Source organism: Flavobacteriales bacterium (assembly GCA_021739695.1).
GTDB lineage: Bacteria > Bacteroidota > Bacteroidia > UBA10329 > UBA10329 > UBA10329.
In genome coordinates, this window is record JAIPBM010000016.1 from 30,643 (window position 1) to 53,656 (window position 23,014).

At 47.0% G+C, this 23,014-nt stretch carries 19 protein-coding genes; 14 read left to right on the forward strand and 5 right to left on the reverse strand.

The genetic code is table 11. From position 1 onward, the window contains the following. Positions 1–5 precede the first annotated feature (5 nt). From K9J17_11005 to K9J17_11020, 4 genes are all read left to right on the forward strand, one after another. Positions 6–1,316, forward strand: a complete 1,311-nt coding sequence (locus K9J17_11005; protein ID MCF8277251.1) for an ammonium transporter — start codon at positions 6–8, stop codon at positions 1,314–1,316. Positions 1,317–1,371: 55 nt separating this feature from the next. Beyond that, a complete protein-coding gene (locus tag K9J17_11010; GenBank protein MCF8277252.1) occupies positions 1,372–2,031 on the forward strand; it encodes an ureidoglycolate lyase in 660 nt (219 codons plus the stop codon). Between the two features lie 194 nt (positions 2,032–2,225). Further along, on the forward strand, positions 2,226–3,200 hold the full coding sequence (locus tag K9J17_11015) for a hypothetical protein (GenBank protein ID MCF8277253.1): 975 nt from the start codon (positions 2,226–2,228) through the stop codon (positions 3,198–3,200). Positions 3,201–3,364: 164 nt separating this feature from the next. Then, a complete protein-coding gene (locus K9J17_11020; GenBank protein ID MCF8277254.1) occupies positions 3,365–4,654 on the forward strand; it encodes a hypothetical protein in 1,290 nt (429 codons plus the stop codon). Positions 4,655–4,743: 89 nt separating this feature from the next. On the opposite strand, the gene K9J17_11025 is transcribed toward K9J17_11020, so the two are convergent. Further along, positions 4,744–6,234 (reverse strand): carboxypeptidase M32, encoded by a 1,491-nt coding sequence (locus tag K9J17_11025; GenBank protein ID MCF8277255.1) that lies wholly within the window; start codon positions 6,232–6,234, stop codon positions 4,744–4,746. 186 nt (positions 6,235–6,420) lie between these two features. On the opposite strand from K9J17_11025, the gene K9J17_11030 reads away from it, so the two are divergent. Then, on the forward strand, positions 6,421–8,088 hold the full coding sequence (locus K9J17_11030; protein ID MCF8277256.1) for an acetolactate synthase large subunit: 1,668 nt from the start codon (positions 6,421–6,423) through the stop codon (positions 8,086–8,088). Between the two features lie 339 nt (positions 8,089–8,427). On the opposite strand, the gene K9J17_11035 is transcribed toward K9J17_11030, so the two are convergent. After that, a complete protein-coding gene (locus K9J17_11035) occupies positions 8,428–8,811 on the reverse strand; it encodes a DUF423 domain-containing protein (protein ID MCF8277257.1) in 384 nt (127 codons plus the stop codon). 306 nt (positions 8,812–9,117) lie between these two features. Further along, entirely contained in the window at positions 9,118–9,489 is a 372-nt protein-coding gene (locus tag K9J17_11040) for a hypothetical protein (GenBank protein MCF8277258.1), read from the reverse strand. Positions 9,490–9,671: 182 nt separating this feature from the next. Between K9J17_11040 and K9J17_11045 the strand changes: the two genes are divergently transcribed. The 4 genes from K9J17_11045 (at position 9,672) to K9J17_11060 (ending at position 13,690) form a co-directional block, all read left to right on the forward strand. After that, on the forward strand, positions 9,672–11,024 hold the full coding sequence (locus tag K9J17_11045) for a saccharopine dehydrogenase NADP-binding domain-containing protein (GenBank protein MCF8277259.1): 1,353 nt from the start codon (positions 9,672–9,674) through the stop codon (positions 11,022–11,024). A 144-nt stretch (positions 11,025–11,168) separates the two neighbouring features. Next, positions 11,169–11,633, forward strand: a complete 465-nt coding sequence (gene coaD, locus K9J17_11050) for a pantetheine-phosphate adenylyltransferase (GenBank protein ID MCF8277260.1) — start codon at positions 11,169–11,171, stop codon at positions 11,631–11,633. Then, positions 11,630–13,048, forward strand: coding sequence for a redoxin domain-containing protein (locus K9J17_11055; protein MCF8277261.1), 1,419 nt, complete (start codon positions 11,630–11,632; stop codon positions 13,046–13,048). Before coaD ends, K9J17_11055 begins: the two co-directional genes overlap by 4 nt. A gap of 159 nt (positions 13,049–13,207) precedes the next feature. Next, positions 13,208–13,690 carry a hypothetical protein gene (locus tag K9J17_11060; GenBank protein ID MCF8277262.1) on the forward strand — a complete coding sequence of 161 codons (483 nt, stop codon included), beginning with the start codon at positions 13,208–13,210 and terminating at the stop codon, positions 13,688–13,690. Between the two features lie 40 nt (positions 13,691–13,730). Here the strand turns inward: K9J17_11060 and K9J17_11065 are convergent, their stop codons facing one another. Then, positions 13,731–14,402 (reverse strand): class I SAM-dependent methyltransferase, encoded by a 672-nt coding sequence (locus K9J17_11065; protein MCF8277263.1) that lies wholly within the window; start codon positions 14,400–14,402, stop codon positions 13,731–13,733. Positions 14,403–14,537: 135 nt separating this feature from the next. Between K9J17_11065 and K9J17_11070 the strand changes: the two genes are divergently transcribed. The 5 genes from K9J17_11070 (at position 14,538) to K9J17_11090 (ending at position 21,512) form a co-directional block, all read left to right on the forward strand. Further along, on the forward strand, positions 14,538–15,581 hold the full coding sequence (locus tag K9J17_11070; protein MCF8277264.1) for a nucleoid-associated protein: 1,044 nt from the start codon (positions 14,538–14,540) through the stop codon (positions 15,579–15,581). Between the two features lie 405 nt (positions 15,582–15,986). Beyond that, complete coding sequence (locus K9J17_11075) at positions 15,987–16,148, forward strand: hypothetical protein (protein MCF8277265.1); 162 nt, start codon at positions 15,987–15,989, stop codon at positions 16,146–16,148. 45 nt (positions 16,149–16,193) lie between these two features. Beyond that, a complete protein-coding gene (locus K9J17_11080) occupies positions 16,194–17,027 on the forward strand; it encodes a hypothetical protein (GenBank protein MCF8277266.1) in 834 nt (277 codons plus the stop codon). Positions 17,028–19,319: 2,292 nt separating this feature from the next. Next, positions 19,320–21,185 (forward strand): hypothetical protein, encoded by a 1,866-nt coding sequence (locus K9J17_11085; protein ID MCF8277267.1) that lies wholly within the window; start codon positions 19,320–19,322, stop codon positions 21,183–21,185. 111 nt (positions 21,186–21,296) lie between these two features. Beyond that, on the forward strand, positions 21,297–21,512 hold the full coding sequence (locus tag K9J17_11090; GenBank protein MCF8277268.1) for a hypothetical protein: 216 nt from the start codon (positions 21,297–21,299) through the stop codon (positions 21,510–21,512). An 88-nt stretch (positions 21,513–21,600) separates the two neighbouring features. Here K9J17_11090 and K9J17_11095 read toward each other — a convergent pair whose 3' ends face one another. Next, positions 21,601–22,836: an SDR family oxidoreductase gene (locus K9J17_11095; protein MCF8277269.1), complete on the reverse strand. Its 1,236-nt coding sequence runs from the start codon at positions 22,834–22,836 to the stop codon at positions 21,601–21,603. Positions 22,837–23,014: the final 178 nt, after the last annotated feature.

Below are 23,014 nucleotides of genomic sequence, written 5' to 3' on the forward strand. Positions count from 1 at the left end.
GAAAAATGAGTAAAACGTATGCTACTGTAGCGTTGTTTCTGTTGGTGCTGATCGGCCTTTTTGCCGCTTTCTTTCCAACAGTTCATCCATCAGGAGGTGATTTTGATTCGGGAGATATCGCTTGGCTTATTTCCGCATCGGGACTTGTGCTCATCATGACGCCTGGCCTCTCCTATTTCTACGGAGGAATGGTCTCCGCCAAGAATATCATTTCCACCATGCTTCAGAGTTTTGTGGCGCTTGGGGTAATCACCATTCTGTGGTTCGTAGTTGGTTTCAGTCTAAGTTTTGGAGATAGTATTGGTGGATTCATCGGTGATCCGCGCACCTTCTTTATGTTCAATAATGTGGGAACCGCAGCCCATTCTACCATCGCCACAGGAATTCCATTCGTACTTTTTGCTGCGTTTCAGCTCAAATTCGCCATCATCACGCCAGCGCTCATCACCGGTGCATTTGCCGAACGCATCAAGTTCTGGGGCTACATGCTTTTCATGGTGCTGTTCTGTCTTTTCATTTACACACCATTGGCGCATTGGACCTGGCATCCAGAAGGTTTCCTTTACAAATGGGGTGTGCTCGATTTTGCGGGTGGAACCGTGGTTCATATCTCAGCGGGAATGGCAGCTTTGGCCGGAGCCATGTTCTTCGGAAGAAGAAAAGTGCACATGGAAAAAGTGGAAAGTACGCCTGTCAATATTCCGTATGTCTTGCTTGGAACGGGCTTGCTCTGGTTCGGGTGGTTCGGGTTCAACGCAGGTTCAGCCTTGGCTGCCGATGAATTGGCAGTAACCGCTTTCGTAAATACCAATTTGGCTTCTGCTGCAGCTATGCTCGCTTGGTTGGTCTACGATTCTGCTCGCGGACGCAAACCATCAGCCTTGGGCGGAAGCATCGGAGCGGTGGTCGGTCTGGTAGCCATCACACCAGCAGCAGGTTTTGTGAGTTTCGGTGCAAGCATCGCCATCGGCATCACGGCCAGCATCGTTTCGAACATCGCAGTTCACATCAAGTCAAAATCAACTTTGGATGATACCTTGGATGTGTTTCCATGCCACGGAATCGGTGGCATTGTGGGTATGATCCTGACAGGCGTTTTCGCGTTGGATGGCGGATTGATAACAGGTGAGACCACTTTATTTCTAAATCACCTGTTGGCGCTGGTCATCGTTTGCGCCTTCACTTTTGGAGGAAGCTACTTGCTGTATTTCATCACCAACGCCATTATTCCACTTCGCGTAAGCGAAGAAGCGGAAGAGATAGGTTTGGATCTTACACAACATGACGAGAAGTACATTCTGGCTCGGGTGGATTGATCTAGGTTAACATTGGTTTAACCAAGGTTCTTTACCGAAAAAGTAGCTTTGGGTCATGAAACTCGATTACCTCAATCCTGACGTACCGGCAGAATTGCCTTGGCACGAAGTACAGATCATCAAAGCCACCCAAGAGAACTTAGAGGGTTATGGCAAGTTGGTTGAAGCTGATGAGTACAAGGATTACCCCATGGAAATTGTGCGATGGCCAAAGCCAAATGGCCGCCCAATTGATGAAGGAACGGGCGATGAGGCAGGGACGGTTTCGGGCGATTTTACTTTCTATTGGGATGGAGATGTCTTCAAAGGCAAGAACGAAGCAGTTAATTCGCAGTACGTTTTCGGATGGAGCAAGAACCCGAAAGATGCTTCCGAAACCTCAACTGAAAAGCCAGAACGGGTCTTGCTTTGGCATGCCAACTATCACCCAGATGGCGGACAATTGTTCTTCCCTTTGGATGGCGGTTCTTTCATGACCGCGTTGGCTCTTCCTGGCGATGATGTGAAACCCGAGCATTTCAAAGCATTCTTGGTTGAAGGAGGAAAAGGGCTTTACATCCACCCGAATGTTTGGCACGAAGCGATTGTGCCGCTTACTTCAAGGGCCAAATTCTACGATGAGCAAGGTGCGGTTCATGGTCGCGTAAGTGTGCATTTTCCGAAGGAATTTGGGGTTTTTCTTTGCGTTCCGTTGACACACAGCGCGTCATTGTAACCGGCCTCTCCTCCCTTTGTAAGATGGCAATCGTAATTAGGGAGATGCTCTCCTGCACCGTGCAAGAGGGCAATGGTAATTGACCTTAGGGAATGGTGATTGCGGGGGCCATCTCCCATAATGCCTAGAGTTGCAATCCTTATCATTTGACGGAGATTACTCCATTTCCCATATTCTTGACTTATTTTCAGGTCATGAAAAAGTTTGTCGTAGGATTCTTTCTGATTCTTTCGCTTCTGTTCATCGGATTCATTTCGGGTGGAACAATCGCCAAATTCTTCTTCATTAAGGCTGGTGATGGTTTGGCTGGTGCAGCGACTGCAGCCATGTTGGGATTTTTCGGAGTGGGAATCGGACTGGCAATCTCCATTGTTCTTATGAGGAAGCTCAACGAAAAGGCCAAGCTCATCACAACCATTGTGCTGACGCTGTTTTCGGTGATTCTTTGGGGCATTTTCCACTATCAGTTCAAGCAGCGGCAAAAGGAAAAACAGCAGGAGAATGTCGGACTGTTCGGGGAGAATAGGAGGAATGGAATGGCAAATGAGCCCATTGCCATGGCAACGAAGCCAGCGCCTTCAGCCCCTCTTTTATTGAAACTGGCAGATGGAACGGAAATGGGAATTGGCCTCGTTTCTATATCGCCAGAAGATGGAAAGGTGCTGCGCTTTTACAGCAAGCCTAAGCATTTTGAGTTGCCCGAAAATCTGAAATCCATAGATAGTCTTACGTTCAAAGCAGGGCAACATTACGTTGACATTGCCACCGCTCCGCCATGGTTTGTGCCGCAATACATGAAGCTCGATTACGGCATTTTGCAGTTGGTGGCCGTTACTGTCCAACAGAATTGGATTGAAGTGATCGTGAACAGGAGCAATGGTCAGACATCTTGGATTTACAGACAGGACGTAGGTTATTCAACATGGTCAGAGTTCTTACTGACCGTGCATTCCGTGGAATTGCTCAACCCAAGCGATTTTCCACCACGCATCAAACCGATGGACCATGCCTCGCCAGACGAAAGCGTGGATGCCAATGGCATTTTCTATCCCATTTCTGTGAAAGATGATTGGCTACAGGTTCATCCTGATAAGGAGGTGGACCACGACATCTGGGTCCGCTGGAAGCGGGATGGAATTCTCTTGGTGAGATATTCCTTATTGAGCTGAGGTTCTTCCTCCTTTCATTTTCTTAAGCTTTTTTGATTGGAATAGGGTGGCCCCCACAGCTTATGGGGCTGCCTTCCTGTGTTTTCATTTTAGACTTCAGCGTTTTATGGAATTCCCAAAATCGCTGCATCCAAAGGGAAAGTTTAACCTAAAATCTACAAAACATGAAAACGCTTGCAGTCATTATCACATCCGCATCAACCCTTGTTTTCTTATCGCTTTATTCCATCTTTCCAGATAGGTTTTTGCCCAAACCAGTGGAACGCGAAAAGGGTTGCGTGTTCAATTCCATGATGGGAATAGAAAATACCGAGAATTACGCACAGTACAAGACCCCTGATAAGGTTGTGCAATCCATCGATCATGCCATGGGTTGGATGGCCGCAGCGCAGCAGCAAAATGGCGGTTGGGGAGCCGGAAGCCATTACAAGCAAATGGAAATGGACCCGCACGCGGTGGCTGCCGACCCAGCAACCACTTCGATGGTCGGAATGGCGCTTTTGCGCAATGGAAGCACGCTCGATAAGGGAACTTACAGCGCGCAACTGAAAAAGGCGGTCGAATTCATTCTGAAGGAAGTGGAGAATTCAAGCCCGAACTCATTGAACATCACCAGCCTGACCGGCACGCAGATCCAAACCAAACTCGGACAGAACATCGATGTGGTGTTGGCTTCGCAGTTTTTGACCAATCTGTTGGAGAAAGTGCCTGCCAATGATCCGCTGAGAAAAAGGATCAAAGAAGCGCTGAATGTCTGTGTGGTGAAAATCCAGAATGGACAAATGGCTGATGGAAGCACGCAAGGAGCAGGCTGGGCAGGCGTGTTGCAATCGTCACTTGCATCCAACGCTTTGGAAGCGGCTGAATTTGCAGGGGCAAAGGTGGATACCAAGAAATTGGAGCTCGCCAGAGATTATCAGAAAAGCAATTATGATGCGGAAAGTGGGAATGTGAATACCGACCGAGGTGCGGGCGTTGTGCTCTATTCCGTTTCGGGTTCGGCACGCGCATCAGCGAAGGAGGCTAGAGAAGTGCAGGAACAGATGGATAAGGCCAAGATGCCATCGCGGGGTCAAGCTGTCACGGCTTCTGATCTGGAAGACCTAGGTTACAACAAGGACGAAGCGGTAAAAAAGGCAGCGGCTTACAACGTTTACCAAAGCGCCAAGCAAACAGCCCAGCGAGAAGATGTGATGAGTGGTTTTGGCAACAACGGAGGCGAGGAATTCCTCAGCTTTTTGCAAACAGGCGAAGGATTGGTCATTGCGAAAGACAATTCGTGGAAAAACTGGTACGATGATGTTTCGGGGAAAATGGTCCGTATTCAGAATCAGGATGGAAGCTGGAATGGACATCATTGCATTACAAGTCCGGTGTTCTGCACTGCTACTTGTCTGCTGATCCTCTCGATAGAAAATGACCTTCAGAATCTTCAAAAAATGGGAGGCTCGTAGAAATGCGATGAATCCATTTAAGAAGAAACCGACCTCGCACAACTGATTTCCGTTGTGCGAGGTCGGTTTTTCGTTCAGCTGATAGGGGTTCAGATCCCGTAGATCACCCCATACTTCTTCTTGGCATAATCCATAAAGTACTGCGAATTCAACGGTTCTCCGCTAATGCGTTCACACAATTCTTTCGAGCTGTAAAGCTTTCCGTGTTGATGCACGTTTTCTCGTAACCAAGCCAACAGATTCTCTAAGTATGGTTTCGGGTTCGAAGGGTCTAACGCACCGATTTCTTTCTCTGCCGCAGCATGAAACTGAGCAGCGTAGAAACTTCCGATAGAGTAAGTTGGGAAATACCCGATAGAACCATGACTCCAGTGAATATCCTGCAACACACCTTGGCTATCGCTCGGAACATCCACACCTAGGTATTCCTTGTATTTCGCGTTCCACGCAGCTGGCAGATCAACCGCGTTCAGCTTTCCTTCCATAATGCCTTTTTCAATCTCGTATCGAATGAGAATATGGAAATGGTAGGTCAATTCATCTGCATTCACACGTATCAAACTCGACTGAACCTTATTCATCGCTTTGAAGAAATCCAAAGCAGAAACGCCCTCGAATTGTGTGGGGAAGATCTCCTTCAATCGGGCAAATTTCCATTCCCAAAAAGGAAGCGATCGGCCTACATTATTCTCCCACAATCGGCTTTGGCTTTCATGAATTCCCAACGAGATCGCTTCGCCACTCGGCAGGCCATATTCGCTATCTGGCAAGCCTTGCTCGTATAGTGCATGACCACCTTCGTGAATACAACTCCACAGCATTTCGTTGAAGGTTTCTTCCGAAACACGCGTGGTTACCCGAACATCCGTTGCGGAGAAATTGATGGTAAATGGATGACTCGAAACGTCTTGTCTTCCAGCCTCAAAATCATAACCCATATCCTTCAAAACCTCAATGCCGAAATCCCATTGTTTATCGTGGTTGAAGTACTGATCCATGAAGCTGTCATTCACCTGCGGCTTGGCTTTGATGGCGTCCAACAGCGGCTTCAAATCTTTCTTCACGCCTTCGAACAGTGCATCCAACTGGGCAACGGTGCAATCAGGTTCAAACTCATCGCACAGCGCATCATACGGATGACCTTCGTAACCCACAATTTCGGCCTCTTTCCGTTTCAGGTCAATCACTTTTTGGAGGAAAGGCGCATACAACGAAAAATCATTCTTCTTTTTGGCCTCTTGCCAATGGAAGAAGGCTTCGCTTGTAGCACGGCTCATCTCTTCCACAAACTTGCTATCGAACAGCGTTTTACGCTTCAGATCACGCGCAGTTTGCTTGATATTGGATGCTTGTTTCGCATCAGCAGGAAGGTTCGCTAGCAATTCATCTACCAACTTTTTCAGTTCAGGATCGGTCATTTTGATGTGCGCCAACTTAGAAAGCGTACCGATCTGCTGCGCTCTGCGCGCATGGCTTTTCTCGGGCATATATGTTTCAAGGTCCCAATGCAAAAGGGCAGTGGCGTGCGAAATATCAGCGATCTCCGAAAGTGCTTCGGTATATTGAGTGTAATTGTCCATGGTAATAAGAGTAATATGCGAATTAGTGAATCTGCGAATGTATAATAATCCGCGGCCATTGCTGGTCGTTCTGTGCTCATTCCCCCTTCAAAAGGGGGTGGACTGAAAATGAAGCTTGTGGAATTTTCAGGACGGGGGATTTTTGCTTAAAATCGTTCTGAATTTCAGGGACTAACAAAAACGGATATGAGCAAGGCAAAGAGCAATGGCGCAAAAGCGCTGATCAATACACTGACCAACGCAGGGATTGATACCTGTTTCACCAATCCGGGCACTTCTGAAATGCATTTTGTGGCTGCGCTCGATAATTCTGAAATGCGCGCGGTGCTAACCCTTTTTGAAGGTGTGGCAACGGGTGCTGCTGATGGTTATGCGCGTATTGCTGAAAAGCCTGCTGCCACTTTGCTGCATCTGGGTTGCGGACTGGGAAATGGTCTTGCCAATTTGCACAACGCTCGCAAAGCGCGTGTGCCGATGATCAACATTGTGGGCGACCACGCCAAATACCATGTGCAGTACGATGCACAGCTACAATCTGATATTGAAACCGTTGCACGTAACTGTTCCAACTGGGTGAAAACTTCACAAGAGACAAGTGAAATCGGGGCTGATACGGCCGAGGCGATCAAAGTAGCTACGAGCCAGCCAAACCAGATTTCCACGCTTATTCTTCCTGCGGATGTTTCGTGGGGCGAAGGTGGCGAAGCGGTAACGGATTTCTCGCAACCTGCACCAGAGCCAGCTTCGGATGCAACGATAAATGCCATTGCTGAAGTGTTAAAAACGGCAGGAAAGAAGACCGCCATTCTTCTTGGAAGAAGAGTAACGCAAGAGGCGGGTTTGATGGCTGCTTCTAAGATTGCAGAGAAGACAGGGGCAAAGCTTTTTGCCGAAGTCTTCCCAACACGCTTACAACGTGGTGCTGGCTTGCCGAACGTGGAGCGCATTGCCTACTTGGCCGAAATGGCTTCGGTGCAATTGGGTGGCTACGACCATTTGATTTTGATCGATGCCAAAGCGCCTGTTTCATTTTTCGCTTATCCAGGAAAGAAAAGTTACCTCGTTCCAGATGATTGCAAACTCCATGATCTGGTAACGAACGAGCAGGATGCGCTGAAAAGCTTGGATGCCTTGGTTGCGGCAGTAGGAGCTTCAGATACGGCTCCGAAGTTGCAAGAAGTTTCGCGTCCAAAACTTCCTTCGGGAAAGCTGAATGCGGAGAAGATCACACAGGCAGTCGGTGCCTTGCTTCCAGCCAACGCCATCATTTCTGATGAGGCGCAAACTTCCGGTCTCAAGTTGCCTAGCAACACGGCCGGTGCGCCAAAACATGATCTGTTGACGCTTACAGGAGGTGCAATCGGGCAAGGTTTGCCAGTGGCTGTTGGTGCTGCTGTAGCAGGCAAAAACCGACCTGTGCTGGCACTGATCGGAGACGGTTCTTCTATGTACACCATCCAATCGCTTTGGACCATTGTGGCCGAAAAGTTGGATGTGACCACTGTGATTATGAACAATGGTTCGTACGCCATTCTCAATATCGAATTGGAAAGGGTGGGAGCGGACAAGGCTGGTCCAAAGGCCTTGGCGCAATTGGATATCTCCAATCCTGGAATTGACTTCGTTTCCATCGCTAAAGGAATGGGAATGCCTGCTGAGCGTGTGCGTACTGCCGAAGAATTCAACTCAGCATTGGAGCGCGCATTCAGAGAACCAGGCCCGCATTTGATTGATGCCATTGTGCCGAGCGAATATGAAGGCTTCAAACTGAAAGCGCTACCTTACTTGCTGAATTCATTGGATAAAATCCCAAATCCAATCGCGAAAGCGATTAAGAATAAGTTGGCTCCGTAGTTCCCCCTTTTAAAGGGGGTGCCGAGGTACGAGGCGGGGGATTTACTTCCTTATTCTCAAAAAGGTCAGTCTATCTCTCGCTCATATTGTTCCTAAACTGAGTTATAGTAAGCTTGCAGAAAAAAGAGATTCCTCGTTCCTCGGAATGACAAACGGATGTCTACGGAGTTTTCAAGTTGTCACCCTGAGGTTGAGCCTGCCCTGAGTTTTTACCGAAGGGAAGGGTCTCGCCAAGAATCTGTCATGCTGAACTCGTTTCAGCATCTATTTAAATGCGTAGGATAGACACTGAAGCAAGTTCAGTGTGACGGTCTATCTGGTTTTAGTGGGAATCTATTTCTACTTCTTCCTCATAAACTGAACAGCCACGCTCAACCAAGCGGCAACCAGTATGAGTCCACCAATGGGCGTAGCCAAACCAATGGCTTTCACGCCTTCCATTCCATGAACGGGAATAGTGGAAAGCAGGAAGATGGAACCAGAGAAAAATAGGACGCCAATGACGAAAAGCCAAAGCGACACATTTAGATTTACATTAAATTGTTTCGAGAGCACAACGCATCCAACAATGGCAAAAATGTGCCACATCTGATACCGAACGCCCGTAGCAAAACTGTTCAGTTGCATTTCATTCAGCGTGTTCTGTAGCGTATGCGCTCCAATGGCACCAAGAATGACGGTGATGGCTCCGAGAATGGCGGCTAAGATTATCCAGTTTTTCATTCCGCGAAATTAATGGTCTTCGATAAGGATCATTGTTTTGGATTTGGAGGTGTGATTTATACAATTCAAAAAGAGTGACTTACATAAACGATAAGAAAACCAAGGACATAATGAACAATAATCCTACTAGTCGATTTACAAATTCATGACCGGTTTGATCAAACCAATCTTTACTTTTTTTGGGGCCGAACAGATACTCATTGAAAGTAAATTTCGGTTTATTAAAAATAGTTCTCCATACAGAGCCATAGCACCAACGCAGTACTGCTCCAATGAATCCAACTATTTCCCCTCCTAAAAACATGATTAAATGAACTCTTCCTTCGCATATAATTCAACCCCTTTCTTCACCATCTCTCCAATCTCCTTTTCCATTTCTGGACTAAGTTTTTTAATGTGGAAACAGCTTTTGCCTTTCAATGCCTTTTGCAATTCTTCAGAAAGAGAAAACTCGCTTGGGTGCGTGTAAATGGGGAAGTAGTAAAGCCGTATGTCTTTTGGTTTTGGAACAACGCTGGCGAAGTAAAAACCATCCACTTTCTGTTTGTACTGCATCACTTCTTTGGTGCCGCACATTTCCAGCACAGTTGCTTCGTCCTTCCGAATCCGAAGCTTCGGTTGTTGCGCCTTGAGAATTGCTCTCAGCGTTTCTTCAATTTCCTTCAGGTCGGTTTTCATGGCTCTAAAATAGTGACTGGCGAAAAGCAACCAGTAATCAGTAAACAACTAGCGTCATTGCGAGTGAGGAACGAACGCGGCAATCTCTATCAGGAGATTGCTTCAATCCGTTCGCAATGAAGTTGAAAATTCTCTTCACTGGTCACTCATCGCTAGTCACTAAGTAGCTAAGTTTGCCTTCCATGAAGAACATTCTCATCATAGGAGCAGGACGCTCCGCAACAACCTTGATCGCTTACTTTTTAGAGCATTCCGAGGCGAATGATTGGCGCATTACCGTTGGCGATATATCCGCGGAATTGTGCGAAAAGAAGATCGGTGGACATCCGCACGGAAGAGCCATTGCCTTCGATGTGTTCAATGCGGAACAGCGAAAAGAAGAGATTTCCAAAGCAGCTATTGTAGTGAGCATGCTTCCTGCAAGTATGCACATCGAAGTGGCGAAGGATTGCTTGGAGATGGGCAAACATCTGTGCACGGCATCTTACATCTCGAAAGAAATGAAGGCTTTGGATGATGCGGCAAAGGCGAAAGGCCTCATCTTTTTGAACGAGATCGGTCTTGATCCAGGTATCGATCATCTCTCTGCCATGAAACTCTTGGACGAGATTCGTGCTGATGGTGGAAAAGTAGAGCATTTCGAAAGCTTTACGGGTGGATTGGTTGCGCCAGAAAGTGACGACAATCCGTGGCATTACAAATTCACTTGGAACCCACGCAACGTGGTGTTGGCATCGCAAGGTGGTGCGGTCAAGTTCATTCACAATGGCAAGTACAAGTACATTCCCTACCACCGTGTGTTCCGCAGAACGGAATACATCACCATTGAAGGTCATGGCGAGTTTGAAGGCTATGCCAATCGCGATAGCCTTTCGTACAGAGAAGTGTACGGCCTGAAAGATGTGAAAACGCTTTATCGGGGAACGCTGCGCAGACCGGGCTACAGCCGTTCGTGGGACACCTTTGTGCAACTTGGAATGACAGACGACAGCTACGTGATGGAAGGTTCGGAAACCATGACCCATCGCGAATTTGTGAATTCATTCCTGCCGTTCAGCCTGCGCGATAGTGTGGAATTGAAGCTTCGCGCCATGCTTAAACTCGATCAGGACGACCGCTTGATGGAAAAACTACAATGGCTCGGCTTATTCGATAAGACTGTGGTTGGCTTGAAAGATGCCACGCCTGCTCAGATCCTTCAGCACATTTTGGAGAAGAAATGGGCCATGAAACCGAACGATAAGGACATGATCGTGATGTGGCACAAGATCGGTTTTGTGAAAGATGGTCAGAAGCACGTGACCGAAAGTTCGATGGTGGTGAAAGGCGATGATCAGGATAATACGGCCATGGCCAAAACGGTTGGATTGCCGCTGGCCATTGCCACGCACATGATCCTGGATGGAAAGATCAAAGAACGTGGTGTACTGCTGCCACTTTCGAGCGATGTTTACGCACCTGTTTTGGCTGAATTGGCCAATAATGGCATTGTTTTCAATGAAAAGACCTATCAGGTTGAGGAGTTCTCTACGTAATTGATGTACATTTTATAGCCACAGATTCACAGATTAACTCAGATTTTTCACAGAGAACATGAATTCACCAGAGTCATCAGTGGAAATCTGTGAATCTGTGGCCAACTCATGTATAAGTATATTCGCAAAGCATAAATATCATCCATGAAAAAAACGGCTGTTTTTCCAGGGTCTTTCGACCCCATAACCAAAGGTCACGAGGATATTATTCTGCGTGCCGTTCCGTTGTTCGATGAGATCATTGTGGCCATCGGTACCAATTCCAGTAAGAAGTACATGTTCTCGTTGGAGCGGAGGTTGGAAATGATCCGTTACACCTTTAGAAACGAGCCCAAAGTAAAGGTGGAAACCTACCTTGGAATGACGGTCGATTACTGCAAAGAGGTTGGTGCCAATTACTTGCTTCGTGGATTGCGGACTTCTGCCGACTTTGAATTTGAACGCAGCATTGCCCACATCAATCAGACCATTTATCCCGAATTGGATACCGTATTTCTGCTCTCGTTACAGGAGTACTCTGCAATAAACTCGACCATTGTCCGTGATATACTTATCAACGGGGGAGACGCCATGCGTTTTGTTCCCGAAGGAATGGACATGAGCCGATGAGATTTTTCTGGATTTTTCTTGTGCTTCCGTTGCTTACCAACGGACAAAACGCAGTTATCCGTGGGGTAGCTCCACTTTCTATTGGACAGGAAATTCAGCTACGCGTAAATGACGACCCCATTAGCGGAAAGGAACGCGTGCTGGCTTCGCAAGTGGTAGATGTGGACGGCACTTTTGAACTGAAAGGAATACCGAATGGCGTGCAATATGTATTCCTGCAAGTAGGGCAGTACTGTGCAGATTTTTTCATCGAGCGCGATAAGGATGTCGAACTCACCTTTGTGCCACCGGCCAAAGACCCCAATAAGGCAGAGGCCTTATACGAGCGGCATTTTTTCGCGCCTAAGATTTTGGGAGGGAAGTCGGCTGCGCTCAATCATCAGATCTCGGCTTTCAACGATAGCATCGATGCCTTTATGGAAGCCATCTATCCAACGCTCGTCAATCGGAAAAGTCCAGACGTGGTGGCAAAAGCCTTGGCACAATTTGAGAAACGCATGCAGAAGCAACATGCAACTGCTCATCCCTTTGCGAAAAGCTACATCAAGTACTCGATAGCCAGTGTGGAGCAAACCTTTCTGAGCAACCGCGAACGGCTTTTCGCCAAGTACCTCAAAGATGTGCAGCCACAGTTCAACAATCCTGCGTACACCGATTTTGTCATGCAATTCTATCAGGGAACGGTCTATAAACTGGCCGTGGCCAATAAGCACGAAGAATGCAAAAAAGCACTGGCGCAACCAGAGGCTTATGCTGCGCTGGACCGCATGCTGTTGGAGGCAGAACCTTTGCTTTTGGATGTTTCGGTGAGGAGGTTGGTGTTGATTGAAGGAATGGATGGGCTTTTTGGTCAGAAGGATTTTGAAGATGGGCAACTCATTAAGGCACTCAAAGGTTTTGCAGGGCTTTCTTCCAATTCAGACCACGCCAATGCAGCCAAGAACATTGCTGCCAAGCACGAGAAATTAGGCAAGGGAACGAATGCACCAGAGATTGTTTACCGCGACCTGAATGGCGTGGAAAAACGTCTTTCAGGTCTAGAAGGGAATTATGTTTTTCTTGAATTGACGGATGCTACCAATGGCTATTGCCAACGCGAAACCAACGTGATTCCGAACCTGAAAGATGAATTCAAGAACATTCGATTTGCTACTGTTTGCGTGGGCAATTCGGTAGCGGAAATGAAAAGCCTGCAACGACAGATGAACATCGATTGGGAATTTGGTGGCGTGGCCATTTCAAGCTCTGTGATGGACGATTATGCCATCAAAAGCCTACCACTTTTCTTCATCATAGACCCCGATGGGAAATTCTATGCCGTTCCGGCCAAAGACCCAACCAAAGGCGCCCAAATGGAATTGATGGCCCTTACCGAAATTCTGAAGACCAAGAACAAACGTCCAGTTGGGAGGTAAGTGTTTTGTCGCTATTCAGCAAGGTTTTACGTTTCTTCTTAGCATTCAAAAGAGGCCACCCTGAACAGAGAATGCGTTAAAATTTCACAAACGCTAGTGCCACGATAAATCAGTGAGGACATTCGCGTAATAAATGCTTGAAAACGAAGTTATCGCGGCATGGAAAATCAAGAATATCGTAGGCGTTTAAAAACCATTCGCATTTGGCTTGGCCTGTTCATGGTCGGATTGGCATTATCAGGAATCACCGCTTTTCCCTTAGAAACTGAGCTTAATTGGCTGGCAGATAGTTTCGATGATCCGAACACCACCATGGCCATGTGGATAGACTCTTGCAGGGATGCCATTGTTTATGTGAATGCCGAATATCCATTTCTGTCTTACGGAACCGATTGGCTCGCATTTGCACATTTGGTGCTGGCTTTGGTTTTTGTTGGTCCGTGGATGGACCCCGTCAAGAACATTTGGGTTATCCGATTCGGTATTATCACTTGCCTTGCCGTTTTTCCACTTGCCTTTATTGCTGGCTCCATTCGCGGCATTCCGCTTTACTGGCAACTGATTGATTGTTCGTTCGGAGTATTCGGAAGCATTCCTCTCTTCATAGCGCTTCATCACACCAAGTTGCTTGAGTCAAAGTAGGAGAGCTTGCAAGCTTAGGTGCGAAAACGATAGACTACGTTTAGGAAAGGACAAAAAGCGTGGTTTCAATCATGCCTTTGCCATCCTTTAAAACCACCGACAGCAAGTGCTTCTTTTCCTTGATCTTGAAATTGAATGGAGGAGCCAACAGGTCTACGCCACTTTGCTTCTTCAGTCTGGTTCCTTGTCCGGAAATGATGTCTTTATTAGGCGTGAAAGCGCCTTCTGGCAGATGTTCTGTGATGATGACGTATTGGTAAGCGGCTAGCTTAGTCACTACGCTCTGCACTTCGGCATTGGAAAGATGCTGAAGTACCTGTCTTACAATGGCGCAATCTCCGGCAGGCAGCTCATCTACCGCTATGTCCAAACAATGAAATGCGAGGTTTTCTGCGTTGAACCGTTCACGGTTTCTGTCTATCAGCTCAGGCACTATATCTACAGCCACATATTTTTTGCTGTGCGCTACCAACTTGCTTCCTACATTAAAATCGCCACAACCTAGGTCGCAAACGGTAAGCGGAGGTTTAAAGGATGCTAAGAATGCCGTCACCACATCTATGTAGGGATCAACGATCTCGGCCAAATGCGAACCTGTGCCAGAATAGAAATCAGCTTGCTCGCCACCCCAAAGCTTCATTTGGTAAACCTGCTTCATGGCGGCTTTGGTGGGCCAAGGTTTCTTTACGCTGTTCGCTTCCTTGTCTTTCATCTTTATTGGCATGCAACTGGCTTGGGAGCAAACTTACAGGGCTTGTTGGTTCTTCTATACACTAACTAGAAACAAATGGCTTTCTACTCGACAAAACAAACCCCTTTCTTACCTTGCAGGCAGTAAAGACAAGGCATGGCAGAAGAATCAGTTTTAGGTAGCATCGATCATATTTCGGTACACAGAGTAGGCAACAAAGGCAACGAAGAAGGCATGATCCTGTCCGAACTGCCTTTGGCTTTGGATTGGCAAGTTACTGAGGCGCTTACCGAGTACTTCAGATCGCCCCTCAAAACACAGGAATACTACAAACTCTACCACGATAGTGGCTTGGAGTTGAATGAGGTTTTCACCTTTGTAAGTGCCATTTTTGAAGACCCAGAAAACCTGCATGCGCAGTCGGTTAAACTGGCCAAGCACTTGTTTGAGTGCAGCACGCATCCGAACATCAAAGGCGGAGAATTCTACACCGTTTTCTTCCACCATTGCTTGATGGAAGGTACGCTGATAGATGCCGTTGGCCTCTTTAAATCAGAGAACAAAGACACCTTTCTGAAAGTGAACCCAACAGGAGAAGGTTTTGTGGTCAATACCGATCAGGGCATTAACATCAATAAGCTCGATAAGGGAGCCATTATCTTCAATACCGAGAAGGACAGAGGCTACGTGGTGGCCATTGTGGATAAGACCAACAAGAACACCGAGGCGCAGTATTGGGTAGATGATTTTCTGCATGTAAAACCGCGCGAAGACGATTTTTACCAGACCCGCGAAACCTTGGCCATGACCAAGAGTTTCATTACCCAGGAGCTTCCACAGCATTTCAATGTGAGCAAGCCCGATCAGGCTGATTTCCTTAACCGTTCCATTGCTTTCTTCAAAGAGCAGGACACCTTTGATATGAGCGAGTTTGAAGCGGAGGTCATCATTCAGCCCGATGTCATCAATCAGTTCAAGCAATACAAGCAAGAGTATCAGCAAGAGCGCGAAATGTACATAGCCGATGCCTTCGATATCTCAACGCCTGCCGTTAAGAAACAGCAAGGTGTGTTTAAGAGCATTCTGAAACTGGATAAGAATTTCTCCATCTACATTCATGGCGATAAGACCCTTATTCAGCAAGGAAAGGACGATGATGGCCGCAAATACTACAAGCTCTACTACCAAGAGGAGCGGTAAGCTCGTTAGCCAATTAGATGATCGGGGAATTAGAAAAGCTGAAATTCTAACAAGCTAATTAGCTAACCGGCTGGTTACGCTCCCAAAAAGCATCCTCCGCAAACGCGCAAAACGTGTTGTTGTTTGCTTCGAGGTTTCTGTCCTGCAACATGTTCGACATGAGCATTGTTGAGTTAAAATTTCAGTAATTATCCGAAATACAATCGCGTAGACTTCGTTTTGTTTAATATTTGGATTGTTGAAATTCAAATGAACGTGGGCTTTTTCTTAAGAGGCCCATTCCAAATTAAAAACCGATTAAAACGGGATTAAAATCTAATTAAGATCGCGGTCAGGATGAGTTTCGCTACAATTACGCGCAATTCTCTTATCTAATTTCAACCTCTGATAAGCATAATTGGAAGTATGAAAAAGCGCGCGCATTACACCATTCCGACCTCGCGGGCTTTTTACGTCAGTTCTAACGATGTGCGCTTAGACTTCGTCACTTCGATAGCTCTGGTTCACACGTTTCTTGATGGAGTTTCGATGATTCCGTCAAAAGTGCATGACAGGTTTTCGTACTGATACGAAGCTGTTCTCGGAAAAATATTAGACATGAAATCAAGGACAATGTCACTCCTACTGGGAGTGTTACTCACCGCGGTGGTTTTTCGTTTGGAGGCTCAGCATGCTGGCAATACGAATGGAAATTCAGCTTTAAACGAGAAGATATCGAATTCCATTCGTAAAGGTTTGGTGTTTCTGGCCGATACCTCTTACACGTTGGATTATGGGAGCTACGCGCTCATGCATTATGTAGAAAGGATTGCTGGCGAACCGATTGCCTTCGATAAGATAGAAGGACAGAAAAGGATTGCCAAAACCTATGCAGGAAAAGAGGTTGAAATGCAATTCTTCGGCAGGCTGATCGGTGAAACTGAACAGGCTCCAACTTGGAACGACATTAATGGACTAGTAAGCCAAGTGGATAGCACCACACTTCAGGCACTTTGGAGTGATCGATTGAAACCACAGAAAAAAGCCTATTACGATTGGCTTGTGAAAATTTCGAAGAAAGGAGGCTACGAACTGACCCATGCCTTATTGGCCTGCCAATGGTTGGAAGAGACAGGGTATGTGGATGGACAAACGGACGAGGAGTTTGCAAAGACCAAAAGATACTTGGCTTCCGAAGTAAGAGCAGAAATCCTAAGCAAGGTCTCTTTTTGGGGAGATATTGAGATTGAATCGGTTGCCCTTCTCTTGTATGTTGGTGAGCAGTCTTCTGTTAAGCAAGAATGGATAAAGGCCATTCTCAAAGCTCAACGTGCCGATGGAAGTTGGGCCATTGATTCAGAACAGAACTCATCTGTACCGCATGCCACGGCATTGGCCATTTGGGCACTTAAGCAATACAGTATGAGTGTGGAGTCCCACATTTCTTGGATTCAACCAGAACATTAAAACACGTAGGTCATGATTTTCAGTTCTAAATTCAAGATTGTTTTTCTGGTCATTTCGTTCCTCTCTCTTGTTTATGGAGAAGGAATTGCGCAAAACATAACCTACAAGGCCCGCGTAGATCAGCTACAAGGGGCTGAGTGCGGAGATTGTGTTTTCTGTGGTGGGCCAGACAATCATTGGTATGTGGCCATCAGAGATAATAATGCAAGTACCAGCAACAGTATATGGGATTACTATAGAGGTGATGATGATTGCGGTTGGAGAAATTATTCAAACGCGAACTGGAGAACAGCTACCAATGCAGCTTATGGAACCAGTGTCATTGCAAGTATGACAGCATTTGAGGATGATGGCGGTAGTTGGGGTGGAGGAAACGATGCAAGTTGTGGTTCTTCTTATCTTGATATCAACACGGTCAACATCACTAACGATGCACCCTGCAATTGGAAGCAATACACAGGAACCAGAAGTTGCGGTGGGGATCAAACATGGGGAGTTCGTTGGTCCATCTATTGGGAATACAATCAAGCGCCAACGCTCACTTCGCCAACTCCACTTAATCAACTTAAGTGTCAAGGAACCACAGCCACTGCCTTAACTGTTACGTCTGATGCAGATGGTAATGGAAGAAGCATGGCCAGATGGCGCAAATGGCAGATAGCAAGTACTGCAAGCGGTCCTTGGACCGACATTTCAGGCACACAGAATGCCACTGTTAATACAGCTACTACAACACTCAGCTACACGCCTGCTCAGATCAGTGGCACGAGGTATTACCGATGCTTGGCAACCAGTAGTTGTTCTGCCGATTTCACTTCATTGACTTCAATATCATCAGTTTATACCGTAACCTATGCCTTCAATACATCAGGCGCATTTGGCGGAGGCGATGTTGCTCCGGCTATTCAATCTGGAGTTTGTGGAAGCACGATTCTCCCATCGCAGGTCATCACTTTCAATACGCTGAACAGCAATGCGGTCGCAGGTTCAGCCTTGAACAATTCATTTGCTTGGACAGCCACTGGTGGGTCTCCAACATCTGGCACGGCCAATAACCTTGTTTGGACCGCCCCAACCACTGCTGGAACATATACCATCAGTCTGACCTATAATTATTCGCCAGTTTGTGCTTCTCCGGTCACACTTACATGTGTCGTCACAGTGGGTTCGCCTAATTGTAATTATGCTTACGTAGCACCAGGAGGAACAAACACTACAACCTCAGGTGGACCAAGCAATCCGTATGCGACCATTGCCTATGCCATTTCTCAGTTGGGCAGTAGAGATTATATACGTGTTGCGGAAGGCACCATCAATGAAACTTCCATTATCAACATTCCAACTGGAATAACCATAGAAGGTGGTTATGTGGTTACAGCAGGAAATTGGGTAAAAAGCTTTGATGGTGTATCTGATAAAACCACTGTTAACGGACCTAGTGCAGTAGAGACCATCACAAGTGTTTCTCCGAACGTTTGCCACACGGCAACATTTAAGGCGGTTGGAGTAACCAACTGGAAATTGATAGACCTAACGGTTCGGTCTGCCAACGCCAGTGGAACAGCAGCAAGCATGGGTTGCAGTAGTTATGGTATTTACATGAGCAATACCAGTGGCTACAACGTTGTCCGCTGCGATATAAAAGCTGGAAATGGAGCTTCTGGAACAGCTGGTGCTGCCGGCTCCACTGGTCATACTGGAGGAAATGGTGGTGCAGGGCAATCCGCTTCTTGTGGAGATGGGGCTAAAACAGGAGGAAGTGGCGGAAATGGTGGCTCCAATGCTTGGGGAAACAACGGAGGAAATGGTGGAAAGGGCGGTAATTCGGTCAGTAATGGAGGAGGGACCAATGCAGGCGCAGCTGGAACGGCAGGCGTTGGTGGAACGGCAGGTACACTTGGTGCAGCGGGAACAAACGGAGGTGGTAACTGTGGTACTAACTCAACAGGTGGCAATGCAGGAGCTGGTGGCGGTTATACAACCACCACTGTTAGTACAAGTGGTATAAACGGGGGAACGGCTGCAGTTACTCATACTTATGGCGCTTGGTACACACCAAGTGGTGTAGGGTCTCAAGGAGGGCATGGTAATTCCGGTGGTGGAGGTGGTGGCGGTGGCGCCAGTCGCGGACAGAGTGGGTCATTCATCAGTTGTGTTTCCAATGGTGGAAATGCAGGTGGTGGCGGAGGTCAAGGTGGCGGAGGTGGAGAAGGTGGAGATGGTGGCTATGGTGGTGGTGGTAGTTTCGGTATCTACCGAACCAGCAATGCTGCCACAGGTACATTCACCGATATGACAGCAGCATCAGGAACTGGCGGTGCAGGAGGCGCAGGCGGAACTGGTGGAAATGGCGGTCCTGGTGGAAGCGCTGGAAATGGACCAAGTGATTGTTCTGGTGAACGCGGCAACGCAGGTGATGGTGGTGTCGGTGGAGCAGGTGCTAAAGGTGGAAGTGGACAAACGGGTGCTGCAGGTGCCACAGCGGTTATGTATACTCAAGGAACGGGTGCTTCCGATCCTTCTACCTCTATTCCAACAACGCCAATGTTGAAAATACTGACCAACAATACCAGCTATTGCAGGAATAGCGTCATCACGCTTGATAGAACATCCGGGTCTGGAAACTGGAGCTTCAGTAATGCGAATATGGATTATGTCGATAACCTCACATCAACCACAGGAACCAATAGCGCAACTTCTGACCCGGTAAATGTTTTCACCGCTGTTGGAGGGATCAATACAGACATCACTGTGGGAGTCGAAACCTACACAAGAGGTTTGGAAATTGAAGGAACTGCAAGGTCACTTCCAAGTTTGTCGTTGGATTATTCGACCATCTGCGTTGGTGGTTCGGTCACAGCTTCGTTCACCGAAACTGGATATTCTCAATCAAATGTGGATTATATCTGGGAAGTATTTAGTGGAACGCAAGCAAGCGGAACGGTGGTTTTCAGTTCAAATCTTCCTTCACCTTCTTTTGGGCCTTTCAATACGAATGGAACATATACTATTCGATTCCAAGTAAAGGAGATCTGCTGTGGATGGAGTATTCCTCGTTTTACTACGCTTACTGTTAATGCCGATCCAACAGCTCCTACCAACATCACATTCAGTTCTCCGGCCTCTGGTGCTGAGATCTGCGTGGGATCTACTGTTTCTGTGAGCGGAACTTCGGGTGGAACTGGAGGATTTTCTCCTTACACCTACGAATATGTATATGATAATGGAGCTGGTTTTGGAACATACAGCACTGGCCTACCATCGTTTGCAGCTCAAGAAGGAGCTAATGAAGTGAAGGTCAGAATTCAGGAAAACCTTGCACGAGGTTGCGATGCGTCTTCAGAATATGCTGAAACCATCACGGGTCGTCCAATACCTGTTGGCGTTGCTGGCCCTGCTTCGCAGGAAATCTGCAGCGGTCAAACGGCCGACATCAGTTTTAATACAAGCAATGCCGTATCTGGAACAACATTCGCATGGACAAGGACAAACACAGGTTTGGTTACAGGTCTGGCAGCTAGCGGCACCGGAGATATTTCGGCAGCCTTGACAAGTTCTTCTGCTGTTGCACAAACCGTAACCTTCACAATAATACCTACAGGTCCTAGCCCGACTTCTTGTCCAGGAGCTTCGTTTACTTCTGTTGTTGTCGTAAATCCGAATCCGACTGCGAGCCCTACGAACAATGGTCCATTGTGCGAAGGAGCGACATTGGTACTGACAGGAGGTGCGTCTGCAGGAACTGCTCCATACACGTACGCATGGACAGGACCTAGTGGTTTTGTAGGCACTGGAAGTCCAAAAAGTAGAACCTTCAGTACAGTAGCTATGTCAGGTACGTATGATCTTACTGTTACAGATGATAAAGGATGCACAGCAACTGGAAGCACCGTGGTATCGATTGTGCTAGACCCGACCATTGGAACACAGCCTCTCGGAACAACCATTTGTGCTGGCGCATCTTACGGTATGAGTGTGATAGTGAACGATGGAATTGGTTTGAGCTATCAGTGGCAATACAGTACGGATGGTACCAATTGGTTCAGCGTAGGTGCAAATCTTCCTGTGTCGGGATTTTCTTACTCGGGGGCAAATACTGCGTCTATGACCATAAGCACAACGGTTGCAACCGCACCATCAGCCAATTATAGATACTGATGTTCGGTTGGAAGTGGAACGGGCTGCAATCCTAATCCGCTTATTACGTCTAGCGTAACGGTTAATGTGGTTCCGGCCAGCATCAGCAGTCCATTCAGAACTTGGACCGGCATGGTGTCTACCAGTTGGTTGAATCCTTTAAATTGGGATTGTGGTGGCGTGCCGACCACAACCACAGACGTAATCATCCCGATCAGCGTAAGCACAGGAAACTATCCGATCATATTGAATGGAGAGGTGGGTGATTGTAGGACGATAGAAATTAAAGGTCCGCCCAGCGAAGTGGAAATTCAAGATGGGGGCACCTTAAATGTAGTAAGCCCATAGTATCAAGAGAAGACAAGGATTAAATGGACAATGACAAACCTAAAGAGTCTAGAATATTCTAGATTCTTCAGGTTTTGTTTTTCATCCATTATGCTCCCAAAAAGCTTCCTCCGCAAACACGCAACACTTGGCCGGTAATGGCTTCTGCACCAGGATGTGCTAGGAATGCCATTGCTTCTGCAATGTCTTCAGGTTTTCCAGCTTGGGCCAGGCTCGTTAAGCGTTCGGCAAATATTCTCGTCATCAGCGGCATGGTCTTCACCATATCTGTCTCAATGTAGCCCGGAGCAATGGCGTTGATGGTGATGCCTTTAGCTTTCAATTCTTTCGATTTTGCAGCGGAATAACCGATCAAAGCGGCTTTGGTGGCCGTGTAATTCGTTTGTCCGAAGTTGCCTGCAATGCCAGAGATGGATGAAGTACTGATGATGCGTCCACCTTCGGGAATCAATTCCATGGCAAGCGCATCTTCCGTTAGATTGATAACAGCTGTTAGGTTGATGGCAATCAATTGGTCCCAATAATGCTCGGGCATGTTCTTCAATGTTTTATCGCGGGTAATGCCAGCGTTGTTCACCAACACATCAATGCGTCCATGTTTTGCTTTAATGGTTTCGAGAAGATTCTTTCGAGCAGCTTCATCGGTTAGGTCTGCTCCTAAGAAGGAAACCTTGCTTGCATTGAGCGAAGTCGAAGTGTCATTTAAAAGCGACTTAGCGCGCTCTTCCATCTGCGGCATGTCTGCAATAATGACTGTGGCACCTTCGGCAGCCAATCGCTTCACAGTAGCAGAACCGATTCCTCCAGCACCGCCAGTTACCACACAGATTTTCTCCGATAATTCTCTACCTGTTTTAGTTGAATTGTTTGCAGCAATCGCTTGTCCGGTAATGAACGCAGAACGGCCTGACGTGAAGAATTCCTGAATGGTTGCGTAGTTCTTCAGATCCACATTCGGTGGAAGTTTGACCAAATTGACTGTGGTTCCTCTTCCGCCCAACTCTTTTGCCAACGAACGGCTAATTCCTTCTAGCGCTCGCTGATAGGTTGAGTGATGAACGCTTGCACTGAGCGAGGTCGAAGTGTCATCAAGCAACTCTGGCTGAATGGAATAGATCAGCACTTTTCCGTTTGAGTTCAGCGATTTTATGCCGTTTTGCAATTGATGGAAGATGGTTTTTAAACCCGAAGCATTTCCCACATTTCGACCATCAACGATGAGTGAGTCAGGCACAATCGTTGTCCCATCTTTCCATGGTCCGTAGGTCTTATTTAAAACCGCTGGTGGCGGAAAACCGAATAGGGAGAGGATCTTTTCTTTCATTGCGCAATTTTACGCATAAACGTCATTGCGAGCGAAGAATGAACATGGCAATCTTTTCATGTATGATTGCTTTGTTCCTTGCAATGACGGTTTTATGATTTTCCTCACCGACAACATTTCCGCTGCAATCAACTATTTCAGCCACAACGGCATTGAAATACATGAGTAACTGCCAATA